This is a genomic window from Paenibacillus naphthalenovorans (assembly GCF_001465255.1).
Classification (GTDB): Bacteria; Bacillota; Bacilli; order Paenibacillales; family NBRC-103111; genus Paenibacillus_G; species Paenibacillus_G naphthalenovorans.
In genome coordinates, this window is record NZ_CP013652.1 from 2,070,798 (window position 1) to 2,085,701 (window position 14,904).

Genomic DNA, 14,904 nt, shown 5'->3' on the forward strand with positions numbered 1-14,904 from the left:
CACCCTTTACGGTTATGCTTCAATATTCACTACCATTATAATGCAATTGCGCGGGAACGCAAATTCCGCGTCCCGCTTTTATTGTACCCGTTTGAACATTTTTTCCAGCTCATAGGTGGAGAAGCTGACGACGATCGGCCTTCCGTGCGGGCACGTGTACGGATTGCGGCAGGCCGCAAGCCGGTCGAGCAGCGTTTCGATCTCCAGCGTTCCGATGCTTTGATTCGCTTTGATCGATGCTTTGCAGGAGCACATGATCGCCGCTTTTTCCCGCAGCTTGCCGATATCCACCTGCTTCTTCTCGCTTAACAGCCATTCGATCATTTCTTCTACAATCGCCTGCTCATCGCCTTTCGGCAGCCAATGCGGATAGGCGCGGACAAGAAAGGACGTTCCTCCGAACGGCTCCAAATACACCCCTGCCTGCTCGAGCTGCGGAAGCTTGTCCGCCAGTCTTTCGGCCTCTACTGCCGTAAACTCCAGGGTAATGGGAACGAGCAGCTCCTGGCTTGCCTCTTCAGGCCTGCCGAACATGTCAAAGAAACGCTCGTAATTGATCCTCTCATGCGCCGCGTGCTGGTCGATCAGGAACAAGCCTTCCTCGTTCTGGGCGACGATATAAGTGCCGTGAAGCTGCCCGATGGGCTGAAGCTTCGGGAAACCCGGCAGCGCCGGCGGAGTCTCCGGCTCCGGTGCCAGCGTGCGCAGCAGCGCGCCGGAAGCGGCGGCCGCTTCGCGCGGCTGCAGCCGCTCGCGCGGGGCCTCCGCCCGCACAGGTGCCGGCGGCTCACCGCGCGGCGCCGGCTCCGCCGCGAATGCGGGGCGCTCCGGACGCGGCGCATCGCCTGCAGGCGGCTGTGCCCACGGTGCCCGGGGCGCCTGGCCGACCGTGCCCGTCAGGCGCTCCGCGGCTGCGGGGGCCTGCGGCCGATACAGCTCGAGCTGCTCCTGCACGAGCGGCTCGCGCAGCCGCTTTCCCGCACCTCCCGGCGATCCGGCCGAGGGGATCAACCGCTGCCGGCCGAGCGTTTCGCGCGTTTCACGCTCGATCAGCTGCATCAGCTCGGGCTCCTTGCTGAAGCGCACCTCCAGCTTGGCCGGGTGGACGTTCACGTCGATCAGTGTCGGATCCATCTGCACGTGCAACACCGCCACCGGGAAGCGGCCGATCGGCAGCAGCGTGTGATAACCCTGCAATAGAGCCTGTACCATCGGATAATTGCGGATATAGCGCCCGTTGATCACGGTCGTCATGCCGCCGCGGTTGGCCCGCGTAACCTCCGGCTTCGCGATAAAGCCTTCCAGCCGGTAATCCAGCGTTTCGCCGTAAACCGGAAGCATGCTCTTGGCCACAGCGGTACCATAGATCGACGCAATGGTCTGAAGCAGATCCCCTCCCCCGGGCGTCTGCGCCAGCACATGCCCGTTATGCTTCAGCGTGATGGCAATGTTCGGATGCGCTAGCGCCAGACGGTAAATATAATCCGTCACGTGCCCGAGCTCCGTTTGGATCGTCTTCATATATTTCAGCCTGGCCGGGGTGTTGTAAAACAGCTCCCGTACCGTAATATCCGTTCCTTGGGGTGCCGTGGCATCGGAACGCTCCAGCACGCTGCCGCCTTCCAGCACAAGGCGCGTCCCGAGACCGCTTGAATCCGGGGAAGTCAGCAGCTCCACCTTCGATACCGCCGCAATACTGGGCAAAGCTTCCCCGCGAAAGCCGAGCGTACGGATTTGGAACAAATCGTGAGAGCTTGCGATTTTGCTTGTGGCATGGCGGTAAAATGCCGTTTCGCAATCCTCGCGATCCATCCCCGACCCGTTGTCGGTCACCCGAATGAGCTGCAGACCGCCTTCTTCAATGGTGACATCGATCCGGGAGCTTCCGGCATCGATGGCATTTTCCACAAGCTCCTTCACGACCGAGGAAGGCCGTTCGACCACTTCGCCCGCGGCGATCTGGTTGGCGATATGTTCATCTAAAATGGTGATTTTTCCCATATGCCCGGACTCCTTTACGCGGTTGGTTTCTTCACTTGCTCAAACCCGATCGTGATATTCCTGCCGTCATCGCTCCATTTCAGGGCACTCCATACGGAAGCCGCCTGACGAAGGCTCACAAAGCCTGTACCGTCTTTCAGCAGAAGCTCTCCGCCGGCAGAACCAAATTCGAATTGGCCGTCTGCGGAACCGATCCGTACCGTCCGGTTCGCCTCGTTCCACTCCACGGTACCGCCGATCAGAGCCGCCAGCACACGAGAGGGAACATAGGTTTGACCTTGTTCACGAATAACCCGGAAGGTGTTGTTCACGGCTAAACCGTTCACGGTCAAGTTCAGCCGCATCAGCGACAGGTCGATGCGGTTCGCACCGGCCAACCGGAGAGCCGTCAGCAGCTGCGGAACGTCTCCGCCCTCTACTTTAATGTCCGGCTCGATCCCCACTCCGTTCACTTTTCTGAACTTGGGAGTCAAATACTCTTGGATGGTAAGCTTCAAGGCACCGCCCGATTTCAGCGGAACCACCTGCTGCACACTGCCCTTTCCGTACGTTTTCGTTCCGATGACCTTAATCGCGCCATAATCCTGCAAAGCCCCTGTCAGCACTTCCGACGCGCTTGCGCTGTTTTCGTTGACCAGGAAATAAACCGGAAAAGGCTGCGTTGTCCCGTTCGTTATTTTCACCGGGTCGTCCACGTTATCGCGGTCCTTGGTATGCATCAGCGTACCCTCTTTCACGAAAAGCCTTGCCATTTGCTGAGCCGTCTCCAGAATGCCGCCGGGATTATCACGCAGATCCACGATCAGGCTTTGGATTCCTTGCTCCTTGAGCGCCGCCAGCTCTTGACTCATCTTCTCATCTGCGTCGCTGGAAAATCCGATCACCTTCAAATACCCGATGCCCGGCTGAAAACGCCCGGCCGTTACACTGGGAACCTGCACTTTTTGACGCTCGATCGTCAGGTCCTTCGGTTCGCCGTCTCGCGTGATTTGGAGGTTCACCTTCGTTCCGGGCAAACCGATAATCCTGGAGGTAACTTCCTCCAACGTCTTCCCGATTGCGGATTCTCCCTCCACCCTGACAATCAGGTCGCCTGCCTTCAGTCCCGCTTGGCTGGCCGGAGAACTGCCAAACACTTCGGTGATGTAGAGCCCGTCCTCTTCCATGGTTACCCTGACGCCGATTCCGACGTATTGATTCTCGACCGAGGCTTCAAAAGACTTCAATTCTTCCGGCGTAAAGTATACCGTATACGGATCGTTCAACGCATCGATCATCGCTTGAATGGCCGCATCGGACAATTTGCTTCCGTTCGGGGAGCTCACATGGTTTTGCTCCAGCAGCTCCAGCACTTCCGTCACGCTCCCCGCGCCCGCAGCCCAAGCCGGGGCTGCGGCCGGAAACAGAAGCGACAGCGATAGTACGGCAGGAATCGCCTTGCGTAAGAGCAAGTTTTTCATTGTTCGTTTCATGATTAGTCCCTTCTCCCCACAGCCTCTTCGCCTTGCGAATCTTGATTTAGGAGGACAGTTGTTTTTTTAATTCATATAAAAAGTTCATGGCCGCCATCGGCGTCATATTCACCAAATCGGCCGAACGCAGCTGTTCAAGCACCTTGTCCGCTTTGGCCTCCTTTCGGGAAGGCTTGTCCGCCTTCTCCTCGGGTATAGGGAAGAGGCTCAGCTGCACGACCTCTTGCTGCCCGGACTGAACCGGCTCGGACTCCTTTACCTGCGGAGGCGGCTTAGGTTCATTGCGTTCTCCGCTTTCGCCGGCAGATGCCTGAAGCTGTCCCTGCAGCAGCTCTCCCCGCGCTTCAAACGCATGAAGCAGCTCGTAAGAGCGGTCGATGATCCTGGACGGCAGACCGGCGATTTGCGCGCAATAAATGCCGTAGCTGGTGCTTGCCGCCCCGCGGATCAGCTTCCGCAGGAACGTGACCTGCTGTCCGCTTTCTTTCACCGCCATGCAGTAATTGCGGAGTTCCCGCAGGCTTTCTTCCAGGTGCGCCAACTCGTGAAAATGAGTCGAAACCAGCGTTTTGCACCCGATCTGGTCGTGCAGATATTCGATCACCGCCTGTGCGATCGCCATGCCCTCGCCCGTGGACGTCCCCCGTCCCAGCTCGTCAATGATGACAAGACTTTTGGCGGTCGCCTTCTCGGTCATCACTTGAATATCCATCATCTCGACCATGAAGGTGCTCTGCCCGCCGATCAGATCGTCGGCCGCGCCGATGCGCGTGAAAATACGGTCAACGATCGGTATCCTTGCGCTCTTCGCCGGAACAAAACAGCCGATTTGCGCCATCAGGACAATCATCGCCACCTGGCGCATATAGGTGCTTTTACCCGCCATATTCGGACCGGTAATCAGCAGGATGCTGCCATCCTCTTTAGACAGCCTGGTTTCGTTGGCAATGAACACGCCGTTTTCCAGCACCGCTTCCACGACGGGATGACGCCCTTGCTCAATGAGCAGCTCATATTCGTCACTGATTTCAGGCTTTGTAAAGCGATTCGCGCTGCTCACGTGTGCCAGCGACTGGTACACATCCACCGTCGCAATCAGCTCGGCCAGCTGCTGCAGCCTTGGGATGTGTGCAGCGAGCTTGTCCCTCAGCTGGATAAACAGCTCGTATTCGAGATCGACCATGCCTTCCTGGGCTTCAAGAATGAGGGCTTCCTTTTCTTTTAGCTCGGGCGTAACGAACCGCTCGGCGCCGGCCAGCGTCTGCTTCCGTTCATAACGGCCTTCCTCCAGAGAGGCCAGATTCGACTTCGTCACTTCGATGTAGTAGCCGAACACTTTGTTAAATCCGATTTTGAGCGATTTGATCCCTGTTCTCTCCCGCTCATGCTTCTCCAGCTCGGCGATCCACTGCTTGCCGTTCGTGCTCGCCTCGCGAAGCTGATCCAGGCGGGCGTTCAGCCCCGCCCGGATCATCCCCCCGTCCCGAATGGAGACGGGAGGGTCGTCCACGATGGCCTCTTCGATGGAGGCCATCAGATCCTGGCACGGATCGATCCGTGCCGCAAGCGCCGCCAGCGTGGCGGAGCCGCTGGTTTCACAAAGCTGCCGGAGCTTGGGCACCTGCGCGAGCGATGCCTTGAGCGCGACCAGATCGCGCGCGTTGGCGCTGCCGTAGGCAATGCGGGCCGTCAGCCGCTCCAGATCGTAAACCTCCTTCAGCGACTGCTTGAGCTCGTCGCGGACGATCAGTTGGCGGTACAGAAGATCCACCGCTTCCAGCCTTTCCTCGATATGCGTCCGGTTCATGAGCGGCTTCTCGATCCAACGGCGCAACAGCCGCCCGCCCATCGCCGTCACCGTCTTGTCGAGCAGCCACAAAAGCGTCCCTTTCTTCGACCGGTCGCGCACCGTCTCGACGAGCTCCAGATTACGGCGTGTGAACGGGTCCATCACCATATACTGGCTGGGCTCATAGACCCGGATATGCTTGATGTGCGTCAACGAACGCTTCTGCGTCTCCTGCAGATATTCCATCAAGAGCGCCAGCGTATCGCGGCCGCCCTCCGGAAGCGAGCGAAGCTGCGCCTCCGAGAAATGGCCTTCCGGAGACAAGCCTCCTCCTGCCGACGACCCGTCGCGCTCCCGCGGTGTCATCACCGCCGATTTCATCCAAGCCGCCGCCCCGCTGCGGATTCGCTCCAGCAGCGCGGCACTGCCCAGCACCTCGGACGGGCTGTACACATTCAGCTCGTCAAGCAGCAGCTCAAATGAGCCCTCCAGACGCGTCACGTAAAGCTCTCCGGTAGAAATGTCGCAAGCGGCAAAGCCGTAGCCTTCTCCGGAACGGACGACGGCAACGATATAGTTATTACTCGTCTCGCCGAGCAAACGCGCGTCCATCACCGTGCCCGGCGTCACAATGCGGACGATTTCCCTCCGGACAGGCCCCTTCGCCTCAGCCGGATTCTCCACCTGTTCGCAGATGGCGACCTTATATCCTTTTTCTACCAAGCGGGCAATATAGCTTTCCGCCGAATGATACGGAACGCCGCACATCGGTATGCGCTCTTCCGCGCCGCCGTCCCTGCCGGTCAGCGTGATTTCAAGCTCGCGGGAAGCCAGCACCGCGTCATCAAAAAACATTTCATAGAAATCGCCTAAACGGAAAAACAAAAAAGCGTCCTGCACCTCCGCCTTGATGGCGAGGTACTGTTCGATCATGGGTGTATATTTGGCCATGCTTCATCCTCCAGATGCCTGCTGCGAAATCGCCCGCAAACATGCGTTTAACGATCCGTCGTGTTCTTATGTACAGCCGCGTTCTGCGGGCAGCAAGAGTTTCCGAAAGTCCGCCAAGCTTTGCAAACCTTCGTTACTCTATCTTTTAATTCTATCATGCCAATCATTATATCACGAAAAGATAGAGAACACTCGCGTTCTCTTCTATGCAAAGGGAGAGATTTTCCATTTGGGGCGGATGTCCTCCCGTTCATTCCAGGACCTCATCTGCAGCATCATGCGGCGAAGCGGAAGGAGATAGGATTCATGGCGCGCGTAACCGGGCAGCTTCTCTACATCACGCCAAAGCGCCGAAAGCAGCGGCCGGATGCGTGCTTTGTCACCTTGATAATAGGCTCTCGTCACCTCGGGCTCCGCAAGCGGCCGCTGTTTCAGTTCAAGGTAATGTTCGGCCACCAGCTTCGCGAGGGCCAGCACCCCCTTGGCTACCGTCGGAGAAACCATCCAGCTCGGCAGGACGCGGTATTCGAATCCACCGTGCCTGGCCTTGCGAAAATCGCCCAGAAATCCGTATTGCGGCTTGCGCCAGCCGGTCGTCGTGTCCTCAAGCAGGGTCAGCGGGAGTGCAATATAGTTATCCAGCGCCCGCAGCAGCCTGCCGTCCAGCGGAGTCCCGCTGAAGTGAATATGTCCTCCCAGCGGAAGCCCGCGAACGGGCATTCCGCCCGCCACCCAGAGCAGATCCGAATCCGTGATCCGCTTTGCGGCAAGCTGCATCGTCCTGTGAAGATGAATGAGGAGCTCCCGCACCTCGGTGCTCGGCTTCGGCCGCAGCTCGGCCAGGGGGAATATTTTCCTTCGGCTTCGGAGCACGATGGCATCGCAGCCGAAGGGACCATCCTTATCGACATAACGGGAGGCGAATTTGACTTTCCCCCCCGGGGTAAGCAGCAGAAATTCAGGGTCCGCGCCCAGCATCACTTCTTTGTGCCGGCTGAAAACGCCGGAAGCCAACTGCTCGTCAAAGCGGTTCATCGCTTCGGCGAACAGCTCGGCCAGCCGGGGCGTCAATTGGGGAATCGCCTCCAGGCGAAGCACGGCCATCGTGCCGTCCGGCCTGACACCAACGCGGACAACGCCGTAGTCGAGTCCAAGCGCATAGATCGTTTTCACGGCTTCGCGCATCGCATGCGCGGCGTAATATGTAGGCCGGTCGGTGCCGAGCTCCGTCCATTCGGCCGCCGCCCCATCACGAATCCGCACCCCCGAAGGCGCGCCCGAACTGTAGTATACGCCAAAAGATTGATGAAACAAGGATAGCGCCTGCAGATGAAAAACGGGCACCGCATAGATATGGGTCCAGCGCCTCCCTTTCCCGGGAGCGGCGGCTGCGGCGGTCAGGTTCTTCCGCGCGGCTGACGACGGGTTCCCCTTTGCGGACGGGTTCTCTTCCAAAGCACAGTCTATTCCATGCATTTTCAACAGCTCTGCCACTCTTGCAGGCTGTAAAGAAAGGAGCAGGCTTTTGACCGGTTGAAGCGCCTCGGCATGGCCTCTTTCCGGATGGTAAGCGCCCCAGTGGATGATAAACCATGCTTCTTGTTCAGAAGGCAATCGGCTCCCGTGAGCAATGGTCAGCTTGTCTAACAACAGTTCCAGCGCAGGTTCGTTGGAATGCAGCAAAAATGCGCGCATAAGGAGGTCCTCCTTCTTCAAGTTTGCGGTAATGCCCAGGCGATGGCCAAGCCGGCAGGACTTCTGACAAGCAGTCTTGGCACATACCCGCCCTGCCCAACCAGCCCATTTTTAAGCGGACAACCGCCGGGAACAAAAAAGAGGGCTGACGCCCTCTGCCGAAATGCCTTGTTCCGGCATATGATGTTAAGGAAAGATCGGATCAGTCCAGTTCCTCGTCTAACAGATCGGGATCCAGGTCCTCATAATCGCCGTCCTCGGTGCTGTCGAAATCCACATGCTTGTCGTCGAAATCATCGCAGCCGTTAGGGCATACCACCACGCATACCTTCGTCTCTGCGATCATTTCCACCTTAAATTCCCGTTCCACGCGAATAAGCACAGTATCTCCATGAGAGGAAATGCTTGCTTCCACGCAGTTCGGTTCCTGGGTAGCGATAGCCGACACTTCCGCTGTAGACGGCTTATGCTTTTTATCAAGATAGTGAAGCGACACCAACTCCGAATAAGATACGGTTTCTTTCGCAACATCGGTTTTGGTATTCCGGTCGTAGGAATACCATATGTTGACGTCGTAAGTACCTACCACTTCCACATGTTCACCCGACTTTACCGCATCGTATTGGTTGTTGATGATCCAAGCACCCAAAATACTTGTCGGAGCATGAGGCGGAGTGATCGAGTTGGTTACTTGTGAGAATTTGCGTCCTTTGCCACAGACAGCCTTCGTATAGATCTCTCTGCACTGCAAATCTTTATCTATTGACATCCTTCTAACCTCCTCCATACAATCATTCATTACATTTGTATGCAGGACATTCGTCTAGTGTGCCATTTTCTTTGTCATTTTTAATGAATTTCAAAAGTTTCTCAGAAACGTGCCGTTGATAAGCGTCCTGCCCCACAGGACGTTTTTCCCGTTTGGCTACGCTAAAATAGACCTTCCTCTCTTCCGTGATCTGCAGCAGCTCGGCGCGAATCTCGAACTCTTCTCGCGTTGACGGCAGCGGCATGGATTTGAACTGCTTTTCCAGCTCCGCCAGCCGGTTCTCCGCTCTTCCCGTACAGCGCGGCATCTTCACGTCCTCTGCGAGTTCCTCAAACACGCCGGCCGGCAGTTCTCCGTGCGGCAGCATTTGATAGACCCTGGCGACAAGCTGTACCCTCCGCCGAATCGCTTCCAATTGCCGCTCGCGCATATAGAAATAGGCGGGCCGCGGCGCCCGGATCGCCTGCTCCAGCATATCTTCAGCCTCCAGCAGTCCACCGCCTCCGCTCCAAATATGCTCTGTATCTCTCAAATGGCGCGCTAGCTCGTTAAAAATCTGCGAGAACAGCAGCACCACCCTCACTTTGTATTCGAGCAGATTCAAGCTCGACACCATGTACCCCGCATATTGCCTTTTTCAGATGTTATCCTCAATGAGCCTTGAGCACAAAAAAAGGAACCGCCCGCTGAGCCGATTCCCGTATACTCTTTACCGCCTTCTCCCTACCAGCTTGCCTTCGAGGTAAGCTACGCCTTGATACATCACCGTCGCCGCGATAGCAATGATAAACAAGCTGCCGATCACCAGCGTGAAGTTGAAGACCTGAAAGCCATAGATGATCAAGTAACCCAGCCCTTGTTTGGATACGAGGTATTCGCCCACGATAACCCCGACCCAAGACAATCCAACATTCACCTTAAGCGTAGAAACGATGGTGGGATAGGAGGCGGGTAAAATGACTTTACGGAAAACCGTACGCCGGCTCCCGCCGAAGATCTGCACGACCTTGATCAAATTCGGGTCCACCTCACGGAAGCTGTTATAGATGACCAATATCGTGATAATCACGGTGATGGAAAGCGTGGTGGCGATGATCGACATCATTCCGGGCCCGAGCGCCACGATAAAAAGCGGCCCGAGCGCTACTTTGGGCAAACTGTTCAAGACGACAATGTACGGATCCAGCACCCGTGAAAGAAACGGGGAGAACCAGATGAGTGCTGCAATGGAGGCGCCCATGACCGTGCCCAGCAGGAAGCCGACCACCGTCTCCCATACCGTTACCCAAGTGTGAACCAGCATAGTTCCGTCAGCCGTCTTCTCCAGCAGCAGCCCTGCGACCCGGCTGGGCGAGCTGAACAGCAGCCCGTCAATCCATTGAAGCCGGCTGGCCGCTTCCCATAACCCGATAAACAAAATCAGCATGGTCCACTGTGTCAAACGAACATAGAAGGCAAGCTTTCGCTCCCTGCTGCGATACTGCTCGAAGACTCGCTCGGCCAACGGATCCATGGAGACTCCGGTCTCATTCCGAAGTCCGATTCGTTCACTCCGCTCCACTTTTGTTCCCTCCCCTCTTGTCCATCTGCTCAAAAAGCCCCCACAAATAATGAAACAATTCATGAAATCCGTGCTCCTCCCGTGCTTTGAGCGGCAGCGCCCTGCGGATCGCTTCGGGCACTTCCACCTCCGCCAGCACGCGCCCCGGATTCGGACGCAGCACGATAATACGGTCGCTCATGGCAATCGCTTCAGAAATATCATGCGTCACGAGCACCGCGGTTTTTTTCCGCGCCTTCAGCGTTTGGGCTACCAGGTCCTCAAGCTGCAGCTTGGTTTGGTAATCGAGTGCGGAGAACGGCTCATCCAGCAGTAAAATATCCGGTTCGGGAGCAAGTGTCCGCACAAGCGCCACCCTTTGCCGCATTCCTCCGGAAAGCTGGTGGGGATAACGGTCAACTTGATCGCTCAGGCCCATTTCATCCAGCAGCGCCAGTACGGACGAACGGGTATGCTCATTCAGCCGGCCGAGCAGTTCCAAACCGATCGACGCGTTCTCATCAATGGTGCGCCACGGGAATAAGTAGTCCTGCTGCAGCATATACCCCACCTTGGCCGTCGGCTTCCGAATCTCCTCCCCCAGAATGCGAATGGTCCCGGAAGTCGGGGGTAGCAGTCCGCTGATCAGTGAAAGCAAGGTCGTCTTGCCGCAGCCGCTTGGACCGATCAGGGTCACGAATTCACCCGGACGGATGGTAAGATCAATATCTTTAAGCGCTGTGAAAGTGCCTTTCCTATTGACATACACCTGCGACACGCCGTTCAATTCCACGGCGGATATCATGCTCATCCCTCCCTTGCCTTGTCTTGATGAAGATAGCGAAGAGGCGCCCGGCTTTGATTTCCATGACCGCCCCTATCGCTGCTTGATCCTCCGTCTTTCCTCATTCTTTTACGGTTTGCTTAGCCTGTTCGGCAAAGCGGGTATCGACAAGCGTTTGGTGATCCACCCGCTGCTTCAGCTCTCCGGCTGCCTGCATGATGTCCTGAAGATGGTTCCACTCCTGCTCATCGACAATCCCGTCGGTTGCGAAGGAGCCCTGACTTTTATAGCGCTCTACGACGCTTTTTATAATTTCCTTATCCGTATCCTGGAAAAACGGCGCTATCGCCTCCGTTATTTCGTCGGAACCGTTTTTCTGCACCCAATTCTGGGCCTGCTGCACCGCATTCGCAAACTTTTGAATCGTTTCATGATTTTGGTCGATGTAGCTTTTTTTGGCCATAAAGACCGTGTAAGGCAGCTTCCCGCTTTCTGCCCCGAACGAGGCGATCACATACCCTTTTCCTTCCTTCTCGAACATCGTCGCCTGCGGTTCGAACAGCTGCACATAATCACCTGTTCCGGAGGCGAACGCCGTAGGAATGTTGGCAAAATCGACGTTCTGGAGAAGGTTCAAATCCTTATGCGGATCGATACCGTGTTTTTTCAGCGTATACTCTCCGGCCATCTGCGGCATTCCGCCTTTTCTTTGACCAAGGAAGGTGCTCCCCTTCAGTGTATTCCAATCGAAGTCGCCCGCCGGTTTGCTGCGGGAAACCAGAAACGTACCGTCTGTTTGCGTCAATTGAGCGAAGTTAATCACCGGATCGGCACTGCCCTGCTGATGCACATAAATGGAAGTTTCCGATCCGACCAGCGCGACATCGATGCCTCCTGACAGCAGTGTCGTCATCGTTTTATCGCCTCCGAACGTTGTCGTCAGCTCGATATCCAATCCCTGATCCTTAAAAAATCCCTTGCTGATCGCCACATACTCCGGGGCATAGAAGATCGAGCGCGTGACCTCGCCCACCCGCACCTTCTGAATGTCTCCCGCCTTTTCCGGGCTGCAGCCTGCAAGCACCGCACCCACAGTCAGTATGAGCGCAAGCACAAAAGCATACCCTTTTACCCGCCGCATCGTTTTCATAGGCCAGTCCCTCCCTGTCTGCTTCTACAATTCTTGATGCCATCATATGCACCCGCCCAAGGAAAGGTTCAGGATGGACCGCCGGAAAAAGTCGTCAACATGGAATAAGGCATTCCCCGGATGCCCAAGGAATGCCTTGTTAATGAATGAATGTTTAGAGCCTGTAAATATCCGAATATTTCTCGCGCAAGTAATCCACCAAATAGTCGGGATTCAACTCCTCTCCGGTGACCTGCGTAATGATTTCCGTTGGCGTCAGGCTTTTGCCGTGACGGTAAATTTTGTCCGTTAGCCAGTCCTTGATCGGATGCAGATTTCCTTCCCGAATCAGGGCGTCCAGGTCCAAATCCTGCCGAAGCGTACGCATGATCTGCGCCGCGTACATATTGCCGAGCGCATAAGAAGGGAAATAACCGAAAGCGCCTCCGGACCAGTGCACGTCCTGAAGCACCCCTTCCCCATTGTGGGCCGGTACGACTCCAAGGTAGTCGCGGTATTTTTCGTTCCAGATCTCCGGCAGGTCAGCCACCTTCACGCTGCCGCTGAACAATGCCTTTTCAATTTCATAGCGGACCATAATATGCAGATTATATGTAAGCTCATCGGCCTCGATGCGGATCAGCGAAGGCTTCACTTCATTGGTAGCCCGGTAAAAGTCCTCCATAGCGACATGATCGAACTGTCCGGGGTAATTGTTCTGCAGCTTCCCGTAGTATTGGGTCCAGAAAGGACGGCTCCGGCCGATCATATTTTCCCAGAAGCGGGACTGCGACTCATGTATGCCCATCGATGTGCCGGTGCACAGAGGCGTGCCGATCAGATCCGGCGAAATGTTCTGTTCGTACAGTGCATGCCCGCCCTCATGGATCGTACCGAACAATGCACTGTTCACATCGTCGGGCAAATACCGGGTCGTAATCCGCACATCGCCCGGATTCAGACCGGTAGCAAACGGATGGACGGTTTCGTCCAGTCTTCCGGCCTCAAAATCATAGCCCATTTGCTCAAGGATATACAGGCTGAACCGCTTTTGCTTTTCCTTATCAAACTCCTGTTTTAAAAAGGACGTATCCGGTTTATGCGGCGAAGACTGAATGGCGGTAAGCAGCGGCACAACCTTCTCACGGAGCGCGCCGAATACCTGATCGAGCTTCTCCACCGTCATGCCCGGCTCATACATATCCAGCAGCGTGTTATACTTATGTCCCTTGTAACCCCATAAATCGATAAACTCCAGATTCATATCCACAATTTTTTCCAGATAAGGCTGGAAGCCCGCAAAGTCCGCCTGTTCTTTAGCTGCTTCCCATGCCGCTTCCGACTGGGAAGTGAGCACAACGTATTCCTGATAGCGTTTGGGAGGAATTTTTTTACTGCGGTCGTACTCCTTCCGGCATTCGCTGACGATCTTCCTATATAAGGGATCCAGCCGGTCGTTCACCTCAGGGGAAGCAAAATAGTCCAGAAACGCTCCCATTTCATCCGACACCGACATTTTGAACAGCTCGCCGGAAAGCTCGCCTACCACCTCGGAGCGCGTCGCAATCCCTTTTCTCGGCGCTCCCGTGCGCATATCCCAATAGATGAGTCCTACGGCTTCCTCGTAGCTTTTCATCTTTTTTAAATAGTGCTTGAAGTCGTTCAACTTTGTTTCAAAGCTTGATGTCGTCACTCGGCATGCCCCTTTCCTTTATCGGTATATCTTGATCATACTTCCTCTTGAAAACAGAAGCAAATTTCTCCAAAATGGGGTATGATAGATAGAGGAGGAGAGTGAACACCATGCATATTACTTTTACCGAAGAGGCCGCTAGGGAGATTGATTCAAAGTTGAGCGCCGCTGCCGGCGGCAAGCTGAAGCTGGTCTATGACGCGGAAGGCTGCGGCTGCGCGGTCAGCGGCGTGCCGACGTTATGGATTACGGACAAGCCCGACAGCAACGATTTCACGGTTCAGGACGAGCCTTACCCTCTGCTGATGGATCGCAAGCATGAAGTCTTTTTCGAGGAGCGCATGACCATAGATTACAAAAAGAGCGGTCATTGCTTCGTATTGACAAGCGGCGGCCAAATTTACAATGCCCACATGCGGCTTTTGGACAAAAGATAATATAAAGAGCAAAGAAAACTGGATCATAGATTTGACCTATTGGGGAGGACTAGAGATGTCTATATTATCCGATATTATCGAACACAATCAGGCATTCGTGGAGGCCAAAGCGTACGAGCAGTTTAAAACCACCAAATTTCCCGATAAAAAAATGGTCATCCTGACCTGTATGGATACACGTCTTACCGAGCTGCTGCCCAAAGCGATGAACCTGCGCAACGGAGATGCCAAAATTATCAAGAATGCCGGGGCGATCGTCTCCCATCCGTTCGGAAGTATTATGCGGAGCATCATTGTGGCGGTTTATGAGCTCAATGCCAAGGAGGTCTTTGTTGTCGGCCACTACGAGTGCGGCATGACCGGACTGAATGCGAAAGATGTACTGAACAAAGCCCGCAGCCGCGGCGTAACGAGCGAGCTGATCGATACGCTGCAGAATGCGGGTATCAATCTTGACGGTTTTCTGACCGGCTTCGATTACGTGCACGACGGTGTCGTCAACAGCGTAAAGCTGATCAGAAACCATCCGCTGCTGCCCAAAGATTTGCCCGTGCACGGCTTAATCATCCATCCGGAAACGGGCCGCCTGGACATCATCTCCAACGGATATGAGGCCATCGGCTGAACGTATCCATGGACTAAAC

At 55.5% G+C, this 14,904-nt stretch carries 12 protein-coding genes; 2 read left to right on the forward strand and 10 right to left on the reverse strand.

The window, feature by feature from the left end; translation table 11 throughout:
- Positions 1-78: 78 nt before the first annotated feature.
- From mutL to IJ22_RS10380, 10 genes are all read right to left on the reverse strand, one after another.
- Positions 79-2,001, reverse strand: coding sequence for a DNA mismatch repair endonuclease MutL (gene mutL, locus IJ22_RS10335; RefSeq protein WP_062408748.1), 1,923 nt, complete (start codon positions 1,999-2,001; stop codon positions 79-81).
- 14 nt (positions 2,002-2,015) lie between these two features.
- Positions 2,016-3,473 carry a S41 family peptidase gene (locus IJ22_RS10340; protein ID WP_062408749.1) on the reverse strand — a complete coding sequence of 486 codons (1,458 nt, stop codon included), beginning with the start codon at positions 3,471-3,473 and terminating at the stop codon, positions 2,016-2,018.
- Between the two features lie 46 nt (positions 3,474-3,519).
- On the reverse strand, positions 3,520-6,213 hold the full coding sequence (mutS, locus tag IJ22_RS10345) for a DNA mismatch repair protein MutS (protein WP_062408750.1): 2,694 nt from the start codon (positions 6,211-6,213) through the stop codon (positions 3,520-3,522).
- A 204-nt stretch (positions 6,214-6,417) separates the two neighbouring features.
- Positions 6,418-7,908, reverse strand: a complete 1,491-nt coding sequence (locus IJ22_RS10350; RefSeq protein WP_062408751.1) for a putative amidoligase domain-containing protein — start codon at positions 7,906-7,908, stop codon at positions 6,418-6,420.
- A gap of 202 nt (positions 7,909-8,110) precedes the next feature.
- Complete coding sequence (locus IJ22_RS10355) at positions 8,111-8,677, reverse strand: outer spore coat protein CotE (RefSeq protein WP_062408752.1); 567 nt, start codon at positions 8,675-8,677, stop codon at positions 8,111-8,113.
- A 22-nt stretch (positions 8,678-8,699) separates the two neighbouring features.
- Positions 8,700-9,293, reverse strand: coding sequence for a hypothetical protein (locus tag IJ22_RS10360; protein ID WP_062408753.1), 594 nt, complete (start codon positions 9,291-9,293; stop codon positions 8,700-8,702).
- Between the two features lie 93 nt (positions 9,294-9,386).
- On the reverse strand, positions 9,387-10,190 hold the full coding sequence (locus IJ22_RS10365) for an ABC transporter permease (RefSeq protein WP_062410942.1): 804 nt from the start codon (positions 10,188-10,190) through the stop codon (positions 9,387-9,389).
- A gap of 34 nt (positions 10,191-10,224) precedes the next feature.
- Positions 10,225-11,022 carry an ABC transporter ATP-binding protein gene (locus IJ22_RS10370; RefSeq protein WP_062408754.1) on the reverse strand — a complete coding sequence of 266 codons (798 nt, stop codon included), beginning with the start codon at positions 11,020-11,022 and terminating at the stop codon, positions 10,225-10,227.
- Positions 11,023-11,122: 100 nt separating this feature from the next.
- Positions 11,123-12,142: an ABC transporter substrate-binding protein gene (locus IJ22_RS10375; protein WP_082660992.1), complete on the reverse strand. Its 1,020-nt coding sequence runs from the start codon at positions 12,140-12,142 to the stop codon at positions 11,123-11,125.
- Positions 12,143-12,305: 163 nt separating this feature from the next.
- Positions 12,306-13,823: a carboxypeptidase M32 gene (locus IJ22_RS10380; protein ID WP_062408756.1), complete on the reverse strand. Its 1,518-nt coding sequence runs from the start codon at positions 13,821-13,823 to the stop codon at positions 12,306-12,308.
- A 110-nt stretch (positions 13,824-13,933) separates the two neighbouring features.
- Between IJ22_RS10380 and IJ22_RS10385 the strand changes: the two genes are divergently transcribed.
- Both IJ22_RS10385 and IJ22_RS10390 read left to right on the forward strand, forming a co-directional pair.
- A complete protein-coding gene (locus IJ22_RS10385) occupies positions 13,934-14,260 on the forward strand; it encodes an iron-sulfur cluster biosynthesis family protein (RefSeq protein ID WP_062408757.1) in 327 nt (108 codons plus the stop codon).
- A 55-nt stretch (positions 14,261-14,315) separates the two neighbouring features.
- Entirely contained in the window at positions 14,316-14,885 is a 570-nt protein-coding gene (locus IJ22_RS10390; protein WP_054819917.1) for a beta-class carbonic anhydrase, read from the forward strand.
- Positions 14,886-14,904: the final 19 nt, after the last annotated feature.

Bases quoted from the DNA above. Each gene is read 5' to 3' on its own strand.
- mutL (WP_062408748.1), bottom strand. From the start codon at position 2,001: ATGGGAAAAATCACCATTTTAGATGAACATATCGCCAACCAGATCGCC.
- IJ22_RS10340 (WP_062408749.1), bottom strand. From the start codon at position 3,473: ATGAAACGAACAATGAAAAACTTGCTCTTACGCAAGGCGATTCCTGCC.
- mutS (WP_062408750.1), bottom strand. From the start codon at position 6,213: ATGGCCAAATATACACCCATGATCGAACAGTACCTCGCCATCAAGGCG.
- IJ22_RS10350 (WP_062408751.1), bottom strand. From the start codon at position 7,908: ATGCGCGCATTTTTGCTGCATTCCAACGAACCTGCGCTGGAACTGTTG.
- IJ22_RS10355 (WP_062408752.1), bottom strand. From the start codon at position 8,677: ATGTCAATAGATAAAGATTTGCAGTGCAGAGAGATCTATACGAAGGCT.
- IJ22_RS10360 (WP_062408753.1), bottom strand. From the start codon at position 9,293: ATGGTGTCGAGCTTGAATCTGCTCGAATACAAAGTGAGGGTGGTGCTG.
- IJ22_RS10365 (WP_062410942.1), bottom strand. From the start codon at position 10,190: ATGGATCCGTTGGCCGAGCGAGTCTTCGAGCAGTATCGCAGCAGGGAG.
- IJ22_RS10370 (WP_062408754.1), bottom strand. From the start codon at position 11,022: ATGATATCCGCCGTGGAATTGAACGGCGTGTCGCAGGTGTATGTCAAT.
- IJ22_RS10375 (WP_082660992.1), bottom strand. From the start codon at position 12,142: ATGCGGCGGGTAAAAGGGTATGCTTTTGTGCTTGCGCTCATACTGACT.
- IJ22_RS10385 (WP_062408757.1), top strand. From the start codon at position 13,934: ATGCATATTACTTTTACCGAAGAGGCCGCTAGGGAGATTGATTCAAAG.
- IJ22_RS10390 (WP_054819917.1), top strand. From the start codon at position 14,316: ATGTCTATATTATCCGATATTATCGAACACAATCAGGCATTCGTGGAG.